We start from the raw sequence: 18,538 nt of genomic DNA on the forward strand, positions 1-18,538 counted from the left end.
GCGCTTTGTCATCGGCCCTTCATGATCGTTATTAATTAATAATGCGGCGGTCGGCTGCATTTTTTCCTGGAGCGACGGTGGCGTTTTGCGTACGGTCATGTTGGCAAGTTTGACGCCGGTCAACGGCAGGGGTGGCGGGCTTAACGCTTTAATGCCACAATACTTTTTTATCGGTTTGTGGGATGGATGATGAAAAAGTTAGTGATTGTCGGTGCGCTGTTGATGCTGGCCGGGTGTGTCCAGGTTGATAATTACGATACCGTCGTTAAAGCGCCAGCGCCCGCCGGGTTAGAGGGATACTGGCAGTCAAAAGGCCCGCAGAGCGAAATGATGAGCCCGGACGCGATTGCCAGCCTGATTGTGACGAAAAATGGCGACACCCTGGATTGTCGTCAGTGGCAGCGCGTCATCGCCACGCCGGGTAAATTAATGCTGCGTGACGAGCAGGTCTATAACGTCACCTCCAGACTCGATGTTTATCCTGTTGAGCGCTCTGGTAATACGCTGCAATACGATCGCATGACCCTGACTCGCGTTGACCGCCTGACCGCCGAGTGCGAGCAGGCGTGGAAAAAAGCCGCGGCAGGGAAAAGCGTGAACTAATGCAGGTGCGGGCTGAGGCAACGTTCAGCCCGCGAGCTTCCAACGACTACAGCACCTCCTCAATGACCCAAACGCTGACGCTTCCGCCGTTGCAGGTAAAAGTGCCGCAGCCTTCGTCGTCGGTTTCTACCACCTCCTGGCGATTGCCCAGAAAATCTTTCCAGCGCTTATTGCCATAGTTGGCGCCCAGCGGCAGCTGCTTCTCTCCCTCATCGCCGTTAGACAATACAACGACGCATCCCGGATCTTCATCGGTGCCGCTGCGGCTGAACGCAATGCAGTTGGGATGATCGAACCACAGCGTCTGGACGCCGTGGGCAAAACGCTGGCGGGCATCAATCAGTTCATGCAGTTGCTCAATAACCGGCATCTCAATGGCATAGGTCTGGCCATCACCACCGGTATCTTCATAGCTGGCGCCGAAGAGGTCGGCATAAAAAACCGAGGGGACGCCGTTTTCGCGCAGCAGAATGAGCGCATAGGCCAGCGGTTTGAACCACGGTTCGACGGGGGCCTCCAGTGCCTGCAAGGGTTGAGTGTCATGGTTGGTCACCAGCGTAACGGCATGAAACGGGTCGCTTTCAACCAGCGTGCCGCTAAAAATCTGGCTCATATCGTAGTCGCGCCCCTGACGTGACGCCTCGTGAAACTTCATCTGCAAAGGGGCGTCAAACAGCATCGTTTTACCGTCGACGCGCTCAATATATTGCTGGAGCTTATCAACTTCATGCGACCAGTACTCCGCCACGATAAACAACGGCTTTGTCGCCACTTCCTGGACGTGGTCAATCCACGCTTTATAAAACCATGCGGGAATATGTTTAACCGCATCGAGACGAAAACCGTCGCAGCCGGTTTGCTCCATAACCCAGCGGGCCCAGTACTTCAGCTCTTCGGCGACCGCATGATTGCGGAAATCAATATTCTCGCCCATCAGGTAATCGAAATTACCCATCTCATCATCGACCTGATCGCTCCAGCCTTCGCCGGTATAATCGTTAACAATTTTAAAAACGCCGTCCTCGTCGGGATTCTCGATGTGATCGACGCCGCTGAAACATTTGTAGTCCCAGATAAACTGAGAGTACTGCCCGTCCCGGACCGGGAAGGTGTAGCGTGTCCAGGCTTCGCACTCGATAATCTCCTCCGCGATTTGCGTCCGGTCCTGCTCATCGACGCGCTGCACGCGAATATGCTCTTTCTCATCTGCGCCCATCTTGTGGTTGACCACCACATCAAGCAGCACCGCAATATCGTGCTGGTGAAGGGCCGCAATGGCGGCAAGGAGCTGGGCTTTATCACCATATTTCGTGGCAATGGAGCCTTTTTGGTCGAACTCGCCGAGGTCAAACAGATCGTAGCTATCGTAGCCGACGGAGTAACCGCCGGACGCCCCTTTGTAAGCCGGCGGTAGCCAAATCATGTTAATGCCAATTTCATTCAGGTTCGGGGCCAGGGCTTCGACTTCGCGCCACAACTCGCCGCCGGCGGGGTAATACCAGTGAAAGCACTGCAGTAACGTGGGGTTTTTCATCTTCCATGCTCCAGACGTCATCAAGCTGACCTTTGCAGTATGAGATATCTCCAGCAAATCCGATCAATTTTGGCTCTCTTTTCGCTATGTCTTAAATCGCTGCATATATAATATTTCGGAATAAGATGTAGCGTATAGGTGTTGGTGAGCGAAACTAAACGCCTTACACTACTGGAAAATATCACTTATCAGGGGCATCTATGAAATTAGCACTTCTGGGTCGTCAGGCGCTGATGGGCGCGATGGCTGTAGTTTTAATGGCCGGCGTCAGCGCAAAATCGTTTGCTGCGGAAAATCTGCTCGGGCAGATTAAAGAGCGCGGGACGCTGCGCGTAGGCCTGGAAGGGACCTATCCGCCGTTCAGCTATCAGGGCGACGACGGAAAGCTGACTGGTTTCGAGGTTGATTTTGCTAATGAACTGGCGAAACATCTGGGCGTGAAGGCCGATCTGAAACCGACCAAATGGGACGGCATGCTGGCTTCCCTCGATTCTAAACGTATTGACGTGGTGATTAACCAGGTCACCATTTCCGACCAGCGCAAGCAAAAGTATGACTTCTCTACCCCCTATACGGTGTCGGGTATCCAGGCGCTGGTGAAAAAAGGCAATGAAGGCATTATCAAAACCGCAGCGGACCTGAAAGGTAAAAAAGTCGGCGTCGGTCTGGGGACCAACTACGAAGAGTGGCTGCGCCAGAACGTCCAGGGCGTAGATATTCGTACCTATGATGATGACCCGACTAAATATCAGGATCTGCGCGTGGGCCGTATTGACGCGATTCTGGTCGATCGCCTGGCGGCGCTGGATCTGGTGAAGAAAACCGGCAATACCCTGGCGGTGACCGGCGAAGCGTTCTCCCGTCAGGAGTCTGGCGTGGCGTTGCGTAAAGGCAACGAAGACCTGCTGAAAGCGGTTGATGGCGCGATTGCAGATATGCAGAAAGATGGCAGCCTGAAAGCGCTGTCGGAAAAATGGTTTGGCGCTGACGTGACGATGTAACGGCGGGCGGTGAAAAAAGGCGCTATTGATAGCGCCTTTTTTTATTTCGTACGCCAGTGTGTGCATAATAAAGATAACTCAGTCAGGAGGTACCATGTCACTGCAAAATTTAACGCGCTTCCCGCGCCTGGAATTGATTGGCGCGCCGACGCCGCTGGAATATCTACCGCGCTTGTCCGATCATCTGGGCCGCGAGATTTTTATAAAACGTGACGACGTGACCCCGCTGGCGATGGGCGGCAATAAGCTGCGTAAGCTGGAGTTCCTGGCGGCAGATGCGCTGCGTGAAGGTGCGGATACGTTAATCACCGCCGGCGCGATTCAGTCGAACCACGTTCGTCAAACGGCGGCGGTGGCCGCGAAACTGGGTCTGCACTGTGTGGCGCTGTTGGAAAACCCTATTGGCACTCGCGCCGAGAACTACCTGACCAACGGTAACCGCCTGCTGCTGGATCTGTTTAATACTCAGGTTGAGATGTGCGATGCGCTGACCCAACCCGATGTTCAGCTGGAGGAGCTGGCAACCCGCATTGAAGCGCAGGGCTATCGGCCCTATGTCATTCCGGTGGGGGGCTCAAATGCGCTTGGCGCGCTGGGCTATGTGGAAAGCGCCCTCGAAATCGCTCAGCAGTGCGAAGGCGCCGTGGAACTCTCTTCCGTGGTGGTCGCCTCCGGGAGCGCGGGTACTCATGCCGGACTGGCCGTAGGACTGGAACAGCTGATGCCAGGGGCTGAGCTGATTGGCGTCACCGTATCACGCAAGGTGGCGGATCAGTTGCCGAAAGTCGTTGCGCTTCAGCAGGCGGTGGCGAACAGTCTGGAGCTCCAGGCCAATGCGGAGATTAAGCTGTGGGATGACTATTTTGCGCCGGGATATGGCACGCCGAACGACGAAGGAATGGAAGCCGTGAAGCTGCTGGCGCAGCTGGAAGGCATTCTGTTGGATCCGGTTTATACCGGCAAAGCGATGGCCGGGTTGATTGACGGCATTAATCAGAAGCGCTTTAAGGATGAAGGGCCGATTTTATTTATCCACACGGGTGGAGCGCCGGCGCTGTTTGCCTATCATCCCCATATCTAAAGCAGAACATACAGAATGCAAGAGAGTATCCAACTGGTTATCGATTCCGCGCCTTATCTGCTGAAAGGCGCGGTGTTTACTTTACAGCTGAGCATCGGCGGTATGTTCTTTGGCCTGGTGCTGGGCTTTATCCTCGCTTTGATGCGGATGTCGCCTCTGTGGCCGGTGAAATGGCTGGCGAGAATGTATATCTCCATCTTCCGCGGTACCCCGCTGATTGCCCAGCTGTTTATGATCTATTATGGTCTGCCGCAGTTTGGTATTGAGCTCGACCCGATCCCGGCGGCGATGATTGGCCTGTCGCTTAACACCGCGGCCTACGCGGCGGAAACGCTGCGGGCGGCGATCGCCTCGATTGACAAAGGGCAGTGGGAAGCGGCGGCCAGTATCGGTATGACGCCGTGGCAAACCCTGCGCCGGGCGATTTTGCCGCAGGCTGCGCGCGTGGCGCTGCCGCCGCTCTCCAATAGTTTTATCAGCCTGGTAAAAGATACCTCGCTGGCGGCCACCATTCAGGTTCCGGAACTGTTCCGTCAGGCGCAGCTGATTACCTCGCGCACCCTGGAGGTATTTACTATGTATCTGGCCGCATCGCTGATTTACTGGGTGATGGCGACGGTGCTGTCCTCGTTGCAGAACTATTTTGAAAACCAGCTGAATCGCCAGGAGCGTGATCCAAAATGAGTGCCATTGAAGTCAAAAACCTGGTGAAAAAATTCCACGGCCAGACGGTACTGCACGGTATCGACCTCAATGTCCAGGAGGGGGAAGTGGTGGCGATCATCGGCCCCAGCGGCTCCGGTAAAACGACGCTGCTGCGCAGTATTAACCTGCTGGAACAGCCGGAAAGCGGGACCATCCGGGTGGGCGATGTGACCATTGATACCGCGCGCAGTTTCAGCCAGCAAAAAGGGTTGATTCGCCGCCTGCGCCAGCATGTGGGTTTCGTGTTCCAGAGCTTTAACCTGTTCCCGCATCGTACGGTACTGGAAAACATCATTGAGGGGCCGGTTATCGTCAAGGGTGAGGATAAAAACGAATCCATTGTTCGCGCCCGGGAACTGCTGGCAAAAGTGGGGCTGAACGGTAAAGAAAACAGCTATCCCCGCCGTCTGTCCGGCGGCCAGCAGCAGCGTGTGGCCATCGCGCGTGCGCTGGCGATGCGCCCGGATGTGATTCTGTTTGATGAGCCGACATCGGCTCTCGATCCTGAGCTGGTTGGCGAGGTGCTGAACACCATTCGCCAGCTGGCGCAGGAGAAGCGCACGATGGTGATTGTGACTCATGAAATGAGCTTTGCCCGCGATGTCGCGGACCGCGCTATTTTTATGGACCAGGGGCGTATCGTCGAACAGGGTGAGGCGAAAGCGCTGTTTGCTAACCCGCAGCAGCCGCGCACCCGCCAGTTCCTTGAAAAATTTCTGATGCAGTAATTTTTACCAGCTCGCGGCGGCCGTCCCCAGCGGCGAGGGCGGCCGCGACCAGACCACCGGTGTTCCCGCCAGCTGTAACGGAAAGCGCAGACGCTCACCCAGGCCGAAAGCTGACCACTCCAGCGCCGGCTGGAAATCGCCCCGCTGCGGTTCACGAAAAGAGAGGGGGCTTTCTGGCGTGGGATATTGCATTAAGCATGCCGCCACCCGAGCCAGCGACAGGCGCGCGCGGTAACCCTCACCGCAGGTCGCACGACGATAAAGACCTTTGAGTACCGCGGCAGCCATTAAATAACCGGTGGCATGATCCAGGGCCTGAACCGGCAGAGGCACCGGTTTATCCGCCAGGCGCCACTGTTGACCGGCTGCGGCAATGCCGCAGGCCATCTGCACCAGACTGTCAAAACCGCGGCGGTTACGCCACGGACCGCTCCATCCCCAGGCATTCAGCGACACATCGACCAGCCCTGGTCTGAGTCGAGCCCGCGTTTCGCTATCGAATCCCAGGGTGTCCAGCGCATCGGCACGGTAGCCGTGTACGATAACATCAGCCTGAGAGAGCAAATCTATTAAACGTTGCTTATCGATTGCTGTTTTAATATTCAGTCGTGCGCAGCGCTTGCCGGGCGTGATTTCCTCTTCGAGCGTCGGCTCATACCAGTCTGGCGGATCGATCCGCAGCACCTGCGCACCGAGGCCGGCGAGCAGACGGGTGGCCACCGGTCCGGCAATAATCCGCGTCAGATCGAGAACCCGAATGCCGAGCAGCGGCCTGCTGCGAGATAAACGCCAGTCGACGGGGGAGCCAGACGGTAACGGTGTTTCGATCAGCAGCGGTTCCTGACTGACCGCCATGCCCTGCGGGTGCGCCTGCCATTGTCGGGCGCTGCGCATTGCCGCCGCACAACCGCCTGCTTCGACGACCGCTTGTTCAAGCGCCTCAGCCTGCCACTGGCTAACCGCGGACGCCAGAGAAGCCCGGGAGTCATGTTCACCTAAAACGCGCGCCATGGCACGACGGTGGTGATGTGCGTTGGTATGCAAACGGATCCAGCCTTCCTCAGTCGGGTAGTCGCCGGCCAGGGGATCCCAAAGCGACTGGGGCGGCCGGTTTACAGGATACAGGCTATGATTAAACCAGTAAGACGCGAGGCGCCGGTCGATCCGGATGGGCGAGGGAGAGCCTGAGAGTTGTGCCAGTTGACCGCCCACGACGGCAATAGAAGCTGAGGCAAAATCGGTGACGGCAAAGCAGGAACGCAACGCTCCCGTCTGGGTAAATTCGACTTCCGGGGCCGGGTGGGAACTAAAGGCCTGCCATAGCCGGGAATATATCGTGTTTAGCGATAATGGATCCGACATACTTTTCTCCGGTAACGGGTGAGGAGCGCCAGTCATGGCCTAATAAGTGCGATGCATACGATATTTTATACATATAAATAAGATTTATGTGTTAGTTTTCTGTATTTCTAATAATGATTATTACTCAGGAGTTATTTGGTCGGTTATGAGGGACATTGATTTTTTCAGCTGGCGGCGGGAAATGCTGCAACAATTTCAGTCAATCGCGACGGGAGGGGAAGTTTATAATCTCCTGCAACAACAAACGGAAGGGCTGGAATATGACTATTTTGCGCTTTGCGTACGCCACCCCGTGCCTTTTACCCGGCCCAGGATTACGCTGCAATCGACCTACCCGCAGGCGTGGATGACACACTACCAGGCGGAGAATTATTTTGCTATCGATCCGGTATTGCGTCCCGAAAACTTTCTCCGTGGCCATCTGCCGTGGGATGACAGACTCTTCCGCGATACGCCGGAATTGTGGGATGGCGCGCGGGATCACGGGTTGAACAAGGGGGTTACCCAGTGTCTGACCTTGCCTAATCATGCTCAGGGGTTTTTGTCCGTTTCCGGCCGCAGCCGCAGCGCAGGGCCGTTTCATGAAGACGAGCAGGAGATGCGCTTAAGAACGCTGACCGAGCTGAGCCTGCTGACGTTACTGCGGCTGGAAGATGCGATGGTCATGCCGCCGGAAATGAAGTTTAGTCGTCGTGAACTGGAAATATTGAAATGGACTGCGGAGGGAAAAACATCGGCTGAAGTGGCGATTATTCTCTCTATCTCAGAAAATACCGTTAATTTCCATCAAAAAAATATGCAACGAAAATTCAATGCGCCAAATAAAACGCAAATCGCCTGTTATGCGGTGGCGACCGGTTTAATTTGAGCAGGTAGGGTGTTCTGCGTGTCAGACGTGGGGACCGGCTGTGCTGAACTCACAGCCGGTTGACTGTTACTGGCGGTAAGCTTGTTTAATTTGCTTAACGGTGCTGGAGAATACGGCAGCCTGAGCCTCATCTTCCATCTGCGTGATCTGTTTTTCCATTTTAATAATCACCCGACCCGCATCCGCCTGGCCCATTGCCTGGAGCATCAGCGTCAGCAGCGTTTTCAGGCAGGTCACTTCCTGCGCCAGTTCTTGATTATTTTCTGCAGTGGAAAAATCTGGAGTGCTCATCGATATCCTCGTTTGCTATCGGCGCTTTTGCGCAATACTAAATGTTAAGGCGGCGCAGTATACCACAAGCGACGGGAAAAAAAGGAGCGCGTAATTTGTGTCCTCTCATCAGAGGTGTAGGCGCATTAATTGCCTGAATAATACGTACTCTCTCCGCGCATCGCAGGTTAATTTTTGCGGTAGTGTGTTTTCATCGTTAATTATTGTTACATATTTTGTTTCGTATTTTGCCCTGCGGTATCGCGGCGCCCTGCGGGTGTTTTTGTAGGGCAAATGTTAAAAATGAAGCGTAATACAACTTACTGTTATCTATAAGTTTCCACTTGCTGTGCAGACAAATTGACATATCCGGGGAAGAAACTTTCCGTAGGGCATTTTTTTGCCTTTTAAAGTGACGAGAAAACCCGGTAATATGTATGAGATAAGCTATCCGTAGCGTTATCCCTAATTCTGGAGATTATTCCTTTGATCAACGTCCTTCTTGTTGATGACCACGAGCTAGTGCGCGCAGGGATACGACGCATTCTGGAAGATATAAAAGGGATTAAAGTTGTCGGTGAGTCCTGCTGCGGCGAGGATGCGGTGAAATGGTGCCGCGCCAATTCCGTTGATGTTGTTCTGATGGACATGAACATGCCTGGAATGGGTGGTCTGGAAGCCACGCGCAAGATTGCGCGTTCCATTGTCGATACCAAAGTGATTATGCTCACCGTGCATACCGAAAATCCGCTGCCGGCAAAAGTGATGCAGGCTGGTGCCGCAGGTTATCTGAGTAAAGGTGCTGCGCCTCAGGAAGTGGTGAATGCCATTCGCTGCGTAGCGTCCGGCCAGCGTTATATTGCTTCCGATATCGCCCAGCAAATGGCGCTTAGCCAGATTGAACCGGAAAAGACAGAATCGCCTTTTGCCAGTTTGTCTGAACGCGAATTGCAGATTATGCTGATGATCACCAAGGGTCAGAAGGTGAATGAGATCTCAGAGCAGCTAAATCTGAGTCCCAAAACCGTGAACAGCTATCGCTACCGGATGTTCAGTAAATTAAACATCCACGGTGACGTCGAGTTGACCCACCTGGCCATTCGACATGGTCTGTGCAATGCGGAGTCGTTAGCAAGTCAGTGAGTGATGTTTTTGACGCAAAAGCTTTCCTGAAAACGGTAACCAGCCAGCCGGGCGTCTATCGCATGTATGATGCTGGCGGCACCGTCATCTATGTTGGCAAAGCAAAAGATCTGAAAAAAAGGCTGAGCAGCTATTTTCGGAGCAACCTGGCTTCGCGTAAAACCGAAGCGCTGGTGGCGCTGATTGCGCAAATCGACGTGACCGTAACCCATACGGAAACGGAAGCGCTGCTGCTGGAGCACAACTACATCAAGCTGTATCAGCCGCGTTATAACGTGCTGCTGCGTGATGACAAATCCTACCCCTTCATTTTCCTTAGCGGTGATACCCACCCACGCCTGGCAATGCACCGCGGGGCGAAACACGCCAGGGGCGAGTATTTCGGTCCTTTCCCGAATGGTTATGCGGTTCGCGAGACGCTTGCACTGCTACAAAAAATTTTCCCTGTGCGTCAGTGCGAGAACAGCGTGTACCGTAACCGGTCGCGTCCTTGCCTGCAGTATCAAATTGGCCGCTGCCTGGGACCCTGTGTGTCAGGCCTGGTGAGTGAAGAGGAGTACGCGCAGCAGGTTGAATATGTGCGGCTGTTCCTCGCGGGTAAGGATGATCAGGTGCTGACGCAGCTCATTGCCCGGATGGAGAAGGCCAGCCAGGCGCTGGAGTTTGAAGAAGCGGCGCGCATTCGCGATCAAATTCAGGCCGTACGCCGGGTGACCGAGAAACAGTTCGTCTCGAATACCGGGGATGACCTCGACGTTATTGGCGTCGCCTTTGATGCGGGCATGGCCTGCGTCCACGTTCTGTTTATTCGTCAGGGCAAGGTTCTCGGTAGCCGCAGCTATTTTCCGAAAGTGCCCGGCGGTACGGAGCTTGGTGAAGTGGTGGAGACGTTTGTCGGCCAGTTCTATCTGCAGGGCAGCCAGATGCGTACCCTGCCGGGAGAGATTCTGCTCGATTTTAATCTTGGCGATAAAACCTTGCTGGCGGATTCCCTCTCTGAACTGGCGGGGCGCCGGGTGAACGTCCAGACGAAACCGCGCGGCGACCGGGCCCGCTATCTGAAGCTGGCACGTACCAATGCGGCCACGGCGCTCACCACGAAACTTTCCCAACAGTCGACGATCCATCAACGTCTGCAGGCCCTGGCTACCGTACTGAAACTGCCGGCCGTTAAACGTATGGAATGCTTTGATATCAGCCATACTATGGGTGAACAGACGGTGGCTTCCTGCGTGGTGTTCGACAGTAACGGGCCACTGCGTGCCGAGTATCGACGTTACAATATTACCGGCATTACCCCGGGCGATGATTATGCGGCGATGAACCAGGTTCTGCGCCGCCGCTATGGTAAGGCAATAGAAGAGAACAAGATTCCTGACGTTATCCTGATAGACGGCGGTAAAGGGCAGCTTGGGCAGGCGAAAAGCGTCTTTGCCGGGCTGGATGTGCCCTGGGATAAACAGCATCCTCTCTTATTGGGGGTGGCAAAAGGCAGCGATCGTAAAGCCGGGCTGGAAACGTTATTCTTCGAACCAGAAGGCGAAGGGTTTAACCTGCCGCCTGATTCGCCTGCGCTGCACGTTATTCAGCACATTCGCGATGAATCCCACGATCATGCCATTGCCGGGCATCGTAAAAAACGGGCAAAAGTGAAAAGCACCAGTTCACTGGAGACTATCGAAGGGGTAGGGCCGAAACGCCGCCAGATGCTGCTGAAGTATATGGGCGGATTGCAAGGGTTACAGCAAGCCAGCGTCGAGGAGATAGCCAAAGTACCGGGTATATCTCACGGTCTGGCAGAAAAGATCTTCTACTCGTTGAAACATTAGGGGCTCTGTAGCAACATAGGGCTAATTTTTACTTCTAACAGATAGTTACCTGTCACTATGCAATTTAATATCCCTACATTGCTTACTCTGTTTCGCGTCATCCTGATACCGTTCTTTGTGCTGGCGTTTTATCTGCCTTTCGTCTGGGCCCCTTTTGCCTGCGCCCTGATCTTTTTTGTCGCTGCCGTTACCGACTGGTTTGATGGTTATCTGGCCCGCCGCTGGAATCAGAGCACCCGTTTCGGCGCTTTTCTAGACCCGGTTGCCGATAAGGTGATGGTGGCGATTGCAATGGTGCTGGTGGTTGAGCACTATCACACCTGGTGGGTAACCCTGCCGGCCGCGACCATGATTGCCCGTGAAATTATTATTTCTGCGCTGCGTGAGTGGATGGCCGAACTGGGCAAACGCAGCAGCGTGGCGGTCTCCTGGATCGGGAAAGTGAAAACAACCGCGCAGATGACGGCACTGGTGTGGATGCTGTGGCGACCAAACGCCTGGGTAGAGTGGGCCGGAATCGCCCTGTTCCTCGTGGCAGCGGTGCTGACGCTGTGGTCTATGCTGCAGTATTTGAACGCCGCACGCGGAGATTTGCTTGATCAGTGATCGTTTCGCCGCAAATTTCAGCAAACGACACAAGGATTTAAAAAATATCGTTGACTCATTTCGCCAGGTAAGTAGAATGCAACGCATCGAACGGCAGCACAGCTTGCCAGACGATAACAAAATCAAGTGATTAGCAAATTTGCTTGATAATGCGGGAATAGCTCAGTTGGTAGAGCACGACCTTGCCAAGGTCGGGGTCGCGAGTTCGAGTCTCGTTTCCCGCTCCAGATTAAAAACATCGGCAGATGCGGGTGTTTAAGTATTAAGGCGCGTTAGCAAAGCGGTTATGTAGCGGATTGCAAATCCGTCTAGTCCGGTTCGACTCCGGAACGCGCCTCCAATTTACATCCCGAGCCCGGATGGTGGAATCGGTAGACACAAGGGATTTAAAATCCCTCGGCCATAGGCTGTACGAGTTCAAGTCTCGTTCCGGGTACCATTGGGATTATAGAATAAAATCAATGATAAGCAGTGTCGTGAAACCACCTACGGGTGGTTTTTTCATTCCTGAAATCCCTCCATTCCTGATATCACGGCGTAACATCTTTCTTGTCGCACGGTCCGTCGACTGACGGAGCGACCGCAATTATTCTGCCATACCGACCGTTTCCCGAAGATCTCATGACGGGGTAATTTACGCCGGGTGAAATCCCGCCAGGCCAGCCGCTTAAACTGATATCATCAATGTCTCTGTTCTTCGGAAAAGGTGTTCATATGCTGCATTCTGGCCAGCCGGCGAGGCGTAGAATTTTCATCGGCGATATCCACGGTCAGTACCACAAGCTCGCCGCTTTGCTGGAACACCTTGATGCTCTGTACCAACCGGATGAGCGTTTACTGATCTTCGTCGGCGATCTGATTGATAATCAGCCAGGGGCGCAGATCGACCACCTGGCGGTGCTGGAGCGGGTGAGGGCGGAAGTGGAATCGGGACAGGCGATATGTCTGATGGGCAATCATGAATTTAACGCCGTTGGCTGGGCACTGCGCCATCCGCATAGCGCTCAGCCGCTGCTGTCGCACTCCCCGAATAATCGACGTCAGCATCAGGCCTTTCTGGCCGATGTCGTCGAAGACACTCCGCGGCATGATTTCTGGATCGACTGGTTTAAAACGCTGCCGCTGTTTGTTGATTATGGCGATATTCGGGCGGTACATGCCTGTTGGCAGGACAAGACGATTGCCCGACTGCGACCGTGGCTGGATGAGCAGAATCGGTTGAAACCCGAAAACTGGGTCGCTGCTTTTGATCAACAGCATCCTCTGTTCCGGATGATCGAGACCGTGCTTAAAGGACCAGAACTGAAACTACCTGCAGGCTTTAGCTTCGTGGATAAGACGGGCGTCGAGCGCCGCCATATTCGTCTGCGCTGGTGGCGGGATGATGCGAAAACCTATCGCCAGATAGCCCAGGTTCAGCCGGAAATGATCGGCCGGATCCCGGATATTCCTCTGGAGCAGACCCATCTGGACACAACAGATGTCCCGGTGGTGATCGGTCACTACACTTTATCCGGTGAACCTTGCTCCTTGAGCGAGCGTGTTGTCTGCGTCGATTACAACGCGGCGAAAGCCGATAACCCGCTTTACGCCTGGATTCAGGAACCCGGTTCGCGGCGCGCGATAACGGGGACGTTTGTCCGCCAGCCCACAATCCTCTCCCGCCATCCTGCCGGGTAGTACCGGTATTCAGCGTTTCCCCCATTTTTCTCAGGCGCGGTATGGCCAAACTGCGGTAAAATAGCGCTCCGGTTCGCCGGACTATTATCCTTTGGGAACGGAACGCCGTTATGGCAATAAAAACAAATTAAATGAGGGATCTTATGGCTACATTGCTTGAAAGCTACGGTGATTGCTTCCGCAAATATGCCACCTTTCGCGGGCGTTCGGCGCGCAAGGAGTATGTGGTTTTTACCGTCGCCAACTTTGTGCTTTCGGCCGTACTGGGGTTGATTCCGATCGTGGGAGGCCTGTTTGGCCTGATCATCATTATCCCCGGCATCGCGGTTGCGGTGCGCCGTCTGCACGATTTGAACAAATCAGGCTGGTGGCTGCTGTCACCCTATGCTGTTCTGCTGGTTGGCTTTATCGGCATTATCGCCACCGTTGATAACGGCGAGGCGGCCGTCTGGGTATGGATAACGGCGGCGGGAGGCATGGCGGCGCTGGCGTTGTCTATCTGGCTGCTGTTTGCCCGCGGCACCGATGGTGTTAACCGCTATGGCGACATTCAACAAGAGAGTGAATACAGCCCGTCAGCAGCCCGGCAGAGCGCGCCGCTCTCATCCGCCGATGATGTGCGGGAACGCCTCGCGCAGGCGAAAAAAATGTTCGATGACGGAACCATTACCGAGAGCGAATACGAAACGATGCGCGCCAGCATCATTAAAGACATTTAACGCTTGCTGAGTACGCTGCCGGGTGGTTTTCTCCCGGCATTTCCGCTACTGTATGCGCCATTTTTCTACCACGACGAGCCTGTTTATGAAAACCGGACCCCTGAACGAAAGCGAACTTGAATGGCTGGACGATATCCTGTCGAAATACGCCACCGAGGGCGCCATCCTTGATGTCTCAGAGCTTGACGGCCTGCTGACGGCCATTCTCTCCGGCCCGAAAGAGATTGAACCGGCTCAGTGGCTGCTGGCTATCTGGGGCGGAGCGGACAATGTGCCGCGCTGGGCGAATGACCGCGAGCGTGACCACTTTGTTAACCTGACTCTGCAGCACATGAGCGACATTGCCGAGCGTCTGGACGAGTATCCCGATCAGTTTGAACCGCTGTTTGGGACCCGCGAAGAGGAAGGTCAGGAGCTGACGATTGTTGAGGAGTGGTGCTTCGGCTATATGCGCGGCGTCGCTCTCGGAAACTGGCCCGCCCTGCCGGAAGAGCCGCAGTCGGCGCTGGACAGCATTGCTTTGCACGGCACGGAAGCGCAGTTTACAGCGGTTGAGGCGCTCTCTGTCGATGAGTTTATCGCCAGCGTGGATCATATCCGCCCGGCAGCGCTCTCGTTGTACCAATACTGGACTGAGCATGCTGAGCCGGAAGTCGTGCAGCAACCGATCCGCAATGAAGTCAAGGTCGGGCGTAACGATCCCTGTCCCTGTGGCAGCGGCAAAAAATATAAGCAGTGTTGCTTAGCGAAATAAATAACGGGTCTGCTGGTCTGATGCCGATCGTTTAAGGATCGGCTGACCGCTCCGGCAGAGGGGGAAGTATCCGTCATCTCAAAGAGATTGCCGATTTTTATCCGGCGCTGTCAGGTTTTCAACACGTCTGCGGGCAAGTCTGTCCTGGAGATCGCTGTTAAGCCAGGGATGTCGGTTTTACGCTGGTTTGCGCGAAAGGGGTCTGTCGCGTGGGTTCCGGGGAATATTCCGTCCGCGTATTTCTGTTTCCTGCGCGACAGGTGAACTTCCCAGGGCCGGTTTCGCCCGGCCCTGGGAACCCGGCATCGCTCTGGCCGGCGATAAACCAAAAAAATGCGGGTCGCCTTTAAGTGACCCGCATTAGGCCAGAGGCCGTTTTTTTTATCCTACCGCCGGGAGCAAACCCGCGACGATGCAAAACTGAATAGCGACAATCGCAATACCACACAACAGCACCAGCCACAGCGCCGGTGTTCCCCCGGCGACCCGCCAGGGAGCGTCAGGGTGCTGTTTCCGACTCTTCATCACCAGCAGCGAAGGCAGCATGAGCGCTAGCACCGCCAGCGCGACGCCGGCATAGCCCAGCGCCATCACGAAGCCGCGCGGATAAAACAGGGCAAACGCCAGCGGCGGGAGGAAGGTGATTGCACCGCTTTGCAGACGACCGCCGGGGCTGTTTTTACGCTGGAACAGATCGGCCAGATAATCAAACAGTCCAAGCGCCACGCCAAGGAACGAGGTGGCCAGCGCGAGGTCGGCGAACAGATGCACTGCCAGTTCAACGTGCGGCGACGCCACGACTTCGCGCAGTGCTTCCAGCAGTCCGTTCAGGCCGGCATTTTGCGCCAGCAGCGCGGTAAACGCCGGGGAGTCAATACTGCCGAGCGTCGCCAGCTGCCAGAAAATATAGGCGACCAGCGGGATAAAGCTACCGATGATAAAGACCCGACGCAGCTTACGAATATCGCCGTTAAGATAGCTGACGATGCTCGGCACGCTACCGTGAAAACCGAAAGAGGTAAAAATCACCGGGATCGCCGATAGCGCCAGGCCCTGCTGGAGCGGGAGCGTCAGCAGATTGATGCGATGGATATGCGGCAACAGCAGCGCCAGCATAATGGCGAGAAAAATGATCTTGGCGCTAAACAGGAAGCGGTTAAACAGATCAACCAGCGATGTGCCGAGGCAGACTACCGCGCCACCAATGGCGGTAAACAGCAATACGCCGCCCGCAGGAGGAAGCGACCAGCCCAGCCACTGGTTGAGGCTGGAGGCCAGCAGTTCGCCCGCGCCGCTAATGTAGGCTGCGGTTAGCGCATACATCAGGAATAACATGCAGAAGCCGGTCACCCACTGCCCGTAACGTCCGAGATAACGTGCCGCCAGCGAACCGAGCCCCATATCGGCGGGCACGTGCTGATAGACCTCCAGCAGTAATAACGCGGTGTAGCACATCAGCGCCCACAGCGCGATCAGTAAGCAGAAGGTGACGCCGAAACCCACGCCCGCGGAAGCCAGCGGCATTGCCAACATCCCTGCGCCGATTGTGGTCCCGGCCACGATTAAAATACTACCCAGAGTGCGGTTCTTCACGTTTCTCTCTATCCATGAAGGAATTAACAATAAAATATGTCGCGCAGAGTATGTGAAATTATCATTCTCGTCAAATGAGGGTTACAGTGGTTGTAATTAAATATTTACACTCCGCGAAGGCCGCCTGAAGGCTGCGCTGGCGCAAAGCTTCCAGCCGTTCGCCGGGCTATGCTGGGCGTTTTACAGGAGGAGCTATGCAATCGATTCATGGTCATGAAGTGCTGCAGATGATGATCGCCTCGGGCGAACCTTACTCAACGGCCAGTCTTGAGGCGGCAATCATCGCCCGCTTCGGCGCAGATGCACGTTTTCATACCTGCTCGGCAGAAAATTTAAGCGCGGCGGAGCTGGTGGCATTTCTACAGAAAAAGGGGAAGTTTGTTGCCGTAGAGGCGGGGTTTAATACGCGTGAGAGTAAGATCTGCCGGCATTAATTTAGCGGCGAAGCCGAAACTTCGCCGCCGGGATAATTAATTCTGCGTGTCGAGCGTCGCCAGCTCTTTATCAATAAAGTACAGGCCTTCGCCGCTTTTACCGGCGAGGGTCAGCTTATCAATAACAGATTTAAATAATTTCTCTTCTTCGTGCTGTTCAGCCACATACCACTGCAGGAAATTAAACGTCGGATAATCCTGATTAGTCATGGCGGCGTGGGCCAGCTCATTAATTTTCTGGGTAATCAGCTGTTCGTGTTCGTAGGTGACGCGGAACAGCTCATCCAGCGATGCGTACTCGGCAAACGGCGAGGAGATAGCGTTGATGCAGGGCAGACTGCCGGTATCGGTCAAATAATCAAACAGGCGCTGCATATGGGTCATCTCTTCCTGCGCATGACGGCGGAGGAATGCGGCGGCGCCTTCAAAGCTGTGGTAGCTGCACCATGCGCTCATTTGCTGATAAAGCAGAGAAGAATAAAGTTCAAGATTCATCTGCTCATTCAGTTTATCGATCATTTCTGTTTTCAGCATCGCGTGTGCTCCGAAAATAAAGGGTCAACGTAATTGTGCGGTTACTATAATTTGTTATTAATTTATTTGCAAAAAGTAAATTAAAAAACTTATTTATTAAAAATGAAAATGGGAATAAAACGCATTGGCAATTTAATAAGTAATGAGAATGGTTTCGGTTTAATATTTTAGTCAGTTCGTATTATCAAAATAAAAAACAGAAATAAGGTGTCTGGCGTTGGCAGGAAGATGGGCTGCCAGGGAGCTGACTGCGTCTCTGCCTGTGGCGGCTGGTACCGGGAGGGCGGGGGCGAAGGCGAAAAATGTGAAGCGCTACGTAATTTATAAAACAACTTTTCATAAAATTTGAAAGTGTGTTTGTTAAGTAGTAGAGTCCATCATAACGCTAACGAACTATCGCGGGAGTGCCCGCACAGCATTCAGGAGAGTAAAGCATGAAAATTGCACTGATGATGGAAAACAGCCAGGCCAGCAAAAACGCCGTCATCCTCAACGAGCTAAACGCCGTTGCCGATGAAAAAGGGTTCCCGGTATACAACGTCGGGATGAGCGATGAGCACGACCATCATCTGACCTATATTCATCTGGGCATCATGGCCAGCATTCTGTTGAATTCGAAAGCGGTTGATTTCGTGGTAACCGGCTGCGGAACCGGACAGGGCGCGCTGATGTCGCTGAACATCCACCCAGGCGTAGTGTGCGGCTACTGTATTGATCCGGCTGATGCCTTCCTGTTTGCGCAGATTAATAACGGTAATGCGCTGTCCCTGCCGTTTGCCAAAGGTTTTGGCTGGGGTGCCGAGCTGAACGTGCGCTTTATTTTTGAAAAAGCCTTCACCGGTCGCAATGGCGAAGGTTACCCACCGGAGCGCAAAGAGCCGCAGGTGCGTAACGCCGGGATCCTGAATACGGTGAAAGCTGCCGTGGTGAAAGATAACTATCTGGATACTCTGCGCGCTATCGATCCGGAACTGGTCAAAACGGCTGTCTCCGGCCCGCGTTTCCAGCAGTGCTTCTTCGAGAACTGCCAGGATAAAGAGATCGAAGCTTTTGTCCGCCAGATAGTCGGCTAAGCAAGCTCTCGTTTTTTTCGA

The 18,538-nt window shown here is 54.3% G+C and carries 19 protein-coding genes and 3 tRNA genes; 17 read left to right on the plus strand and 5 right to left on the minus strand.

Going from position 1 to position 18,538, the window contains the following annotated elements; translation table 11 throughout:
* Nucleotides 1-186: 186 nt before the first annotated feature.
* Nucleotides 187-603 carry a lipoprotein YedD gene (yedD, locus tag OQV00_RS08975; RefSeq protein WP_160873412.1) on the plus strand — a complete coding sequence of 139 codons (417 nt, stop codon included), beginning with the start codon at nt 187-189 and terminating at the stop codon, nt 601-603.
* Between the two features lie 46 nt (nt 604-649).
* Here yedD and amyA read toward each other — a convergent pair whose 3' ends face one another.
* Complete coding sequence (gene amyA / locus OQV00_RS08980; protein WP_004864174.1) at nt 650-2,137, minus strand: alpha-amylase; 1,488 nt, start codon at nt 2,135-2,137, stop codon at nt 650-652.
* 200 nt (nt 2,138-2,337) lie between these two features.
* Between amyA and tcyJ the strand changes: the two genes are divergently transcribed.
* From tcyJ to tcyN, 4 genes are all read left to right on the plus strand, one after another.
* A complete protein-coding gene (tcyJ, locus tag OQV00_RS08985; RefSeq protein ID WP_004864171.1) occupies nt 2,338-3,138 on the plus strand; it encodes a cystine ABC transporter substrate-binding protein in 801 nt (266 codons plus the stop codon).
* A gap of 94 nt (nt 3,139-3,232) precedes the next feature.
* A complete protein-coding gene (gene dcyD / locus OQV00_RS08990; protein WP_004864169.1) occupies nt 3,233-4,219 on the plus strand; it encodes a D-cysteine desulfhydrase in 987 nt (328 codons plus the stop codon).
* Between the two features lie 15 nt (nt 4,220-4,234).
* Nucleotides 4,235-4,903: a cystine ABC transporter permease gene (tcyL, locus tag OQV00_RS08995; RefSeq protein ID WP_004864166.1), complete on the plus strand. Its 669-nt coding sequence runs from the start codon at nt 4,235-4,237 to the stop codon at nt 4,901-4,903.
* On the plus strand, nt 4,900-5,652 hold the full coding sequence (tcyN, locus tag OQV00_RS09000) for an L-cystine ABC transporter ATP-binding protein TcyN (protein WP_004864162.1): 753 nt from the start codon (nt 4,900-4,902) through the stop codon (nt 5,650-5,652). The genes tcyL and tcyN overlap by 4 nt, the downstream gene beginning before the upstream one ends.
* Before the next feature lie 3 nt (nt 5,653-5,655).
* Here the strand turns inward: tcyN and OQV00_RS09005 are convergent, their stop codons facing one another.
* A complete protein-coding gene (locus OQV00_RS09005; protein ID WP_152305708.1) occupies nt 5,656-7,014 on the minus strand; it encodes a CoA transferase in 1,359 nt (452 codons plus the stop codon).
* Nucleotides 7,015-7,159: 145 nt separating this feature from the next.
* Between OQV00_RS09005 and sdiA the strand changes: the two genes are divergently transcribed.
* Entirely contained in the window at nt 7,160-7,882 is a 723-nt protein-coding gene (gene sdiA, locus OQV00_RS09010; RefSeq protein WP_004864155.1) for a transcriptional regulator SdiA, read from the plus strand.
* A 66-nt stretch (nt 7,883-7,948) separates the two neighbouring features.
* On the opposite strand, the gene OQV00_RS09015 is transcribed toward sdiA, so the two are convergent.
* Entirely contained in the window at nt 7,949-8,173 is a 225-nt protein-coding gene (locus tag OQV00_RS09015) for a DUF2594 family protein (RefSeq protein WP_004864152.1), read from the minus strand.
* Nucleotides 8,174-8,638: 465 nt separating this feature from the next.
* On the opposite strand from OQV00_RS09015, the gene uvrY reads away from it, so the two are divergent.
* The 9 genes from uvrY to OQV00_RS09060 all read left to right on the plus strand — a co-directional run bounded on the left by uvrY (nt 8,639) and on the right by OQV00_RS09060 (nt 14,883).
* Nucleotides 8,639-9,295, plus strand: coding sequence for a UvrY/SirA/GacA family response regulator transcription factor (gene uvrY / locus OQV00_RS09020; RefSeq protein ID WP_004864149.1), 657 nt, complete (start codon nt 8,639-8,641; stop codon nt 9,293-9,295).
* Nucleotides 9,292-11,124 (plus strand): excinuclease ABC subunit UvrC, encoded by a 1,833-nt coding sequence (gene uvrC, locus OQV00_RS09025; protein WP_004864146.1) that lies wholly within the window; start codon nt 9,292-9,294, stop codon nt 11,122-11,124. The genes uvrY and uvrC overlap by 4 nt, the downstream gene beginning before the upstream one ends.
* 57 nt (nt 11,125-11,181) lie before the next feature.
* Nucleotides 11,182-11,730 (plus strand): CDP-diacylglycerol--glycerol-3-phosphate 3-phosphatidyltransferase, encoded by a 549-nt coding sequence (pgsA, locus tag OQV00_RS09030; RefSeq protein ID WP_004864143.1) that lies wholly within the window; start codon nt 11,182-11,184, stop codon nt 11,728-11,730.
* Between the two features lie 151 nt (nt 11,731-11,881).
* Nucleotides 11,882-11,957, plus strand: a tRNA-Gly gene (locus OQV00_RS09035).
* A 39-nt stretch (nt 11,958-11,996) separates the two neighbouring features.
* Nucleotides 11,997-12,070, plus strand: a tRNA-Cys gene (locus tag OQV00_RS09040).
* Between the two features lie 13 nt (nt 12,071-12,083).
* Nucleotides 12,084-12,169, plus strand: a tRNA-Leu gene (locus tag OQV00_RS09045).
* Nucleotides 12,170-12,444: 275 nt separating this feature from the next.
* A complete protein-coding gene (locus tag OQV00_RS09050; RefSeq protein WP_224050135.1) occupies nt 12,445-13,410 on the plus strand; it encodes a metallophosphoesterase in 966 nt (321 codons plus the stop codon).
* 143 nt (nt 13,411-13,553) lie between these two features.
* Nucleotides 13,554-14,129, plus strand: coding sequence for a DUF805 domain-containing protein (locus tag OQV00_RS09055; RefSeq protein ID WP_004864134.1), 576 nt, complete (start codon nt 13,554-13,556; stop codon nt 14,127-14,129).
* A gap of 85 nt (nt 14,130-14,214) precedes the next feature.
* Nucleotides 14,215-14,883, plus strand: coding sequence for a YecA/YgfB family protein (locus OQV00_RS09060; protein ID WP_015583992.1), 669 nt, complete (start codon nt 14,215-14,217; stop codon nt 14,881-14,883).
* Nucleotides 14,884-15,264: 381 nt separating this feature from the next.
* Here OQV00_RS09060 and tyrP read toward each other — a convergent pair whose 3' ends face one another.
* Nucleotides 15,265-16,476, minus strand: a complete 1,212-nt coding sequence (tyrP, locus tag OQV00_RS09065) for a tyrosine transporter TyrP (protein WP_032717084.1) — start codon at nt 16,474-16,476, stop codon at nt 15,265-15,267.
* A gap of 194 nt (nt 16,477-16,670) precedes the next feature.
* On the opposite strand from tyrP, the gene OQV00_RS09070 reads away from it, so the two are divergent.
* The gene (locus OQV00_RS09070; RefSeq protein WP_004864125.1) at nt 16,671-16,910 is read left to right on the plus strand and encodes a YecH family metal-binding protein; all 240 of its coding nucleotides are present in this window, start codon (nt 16,671-16,673) and stop codon (nt 16,908-16,910) included.
* A 36-nt stretch (nt 16,911-16,946) separates the two neighbouring features.
* Here OQV00_RS09070 and ftnA read toward each other — a convergent pair whose 3' ends face one another.
* A complete protein-coding gene (gene ftnA / locus OQV00_RS09075) occupies nt 16,947-17,444 on the minus strand; it encodes a non-heme ferritin (RefSeq protein ID WP_004864122.1) in 498 nt (165 codons plus the stop codon).
* A gap of 434 nt (nt 17,445-17,878) precedes the next feature.
* Between ftnA and OQV00_RS09080 the strand changes: the two genes are divergently transcribed.
* A complete protein-coding gene (locus OQV00_RS09080; protein WP_162661007.1) occupies nt 17,879-18,517 on the plus strand; it encodes an RpiB/LacA/LacB family sugar-phosphate isomerase in 639 nt (212 codons plus the stop codon).
* The last annotated feature ends 21 nt before the right edge of the window (nt 18,518-18,538 follow it).

The organism is Klebsiella sp. DY2415, from assembly GCF_026314315.1.
Classification (GTDB): domain Bacteria; phylum Pseudomonadota; class Gammaproteobacteria; order Enterobacterales; family Enterobacteriaceae; genus Klebsiella; species Klebsiella ornithinolytica.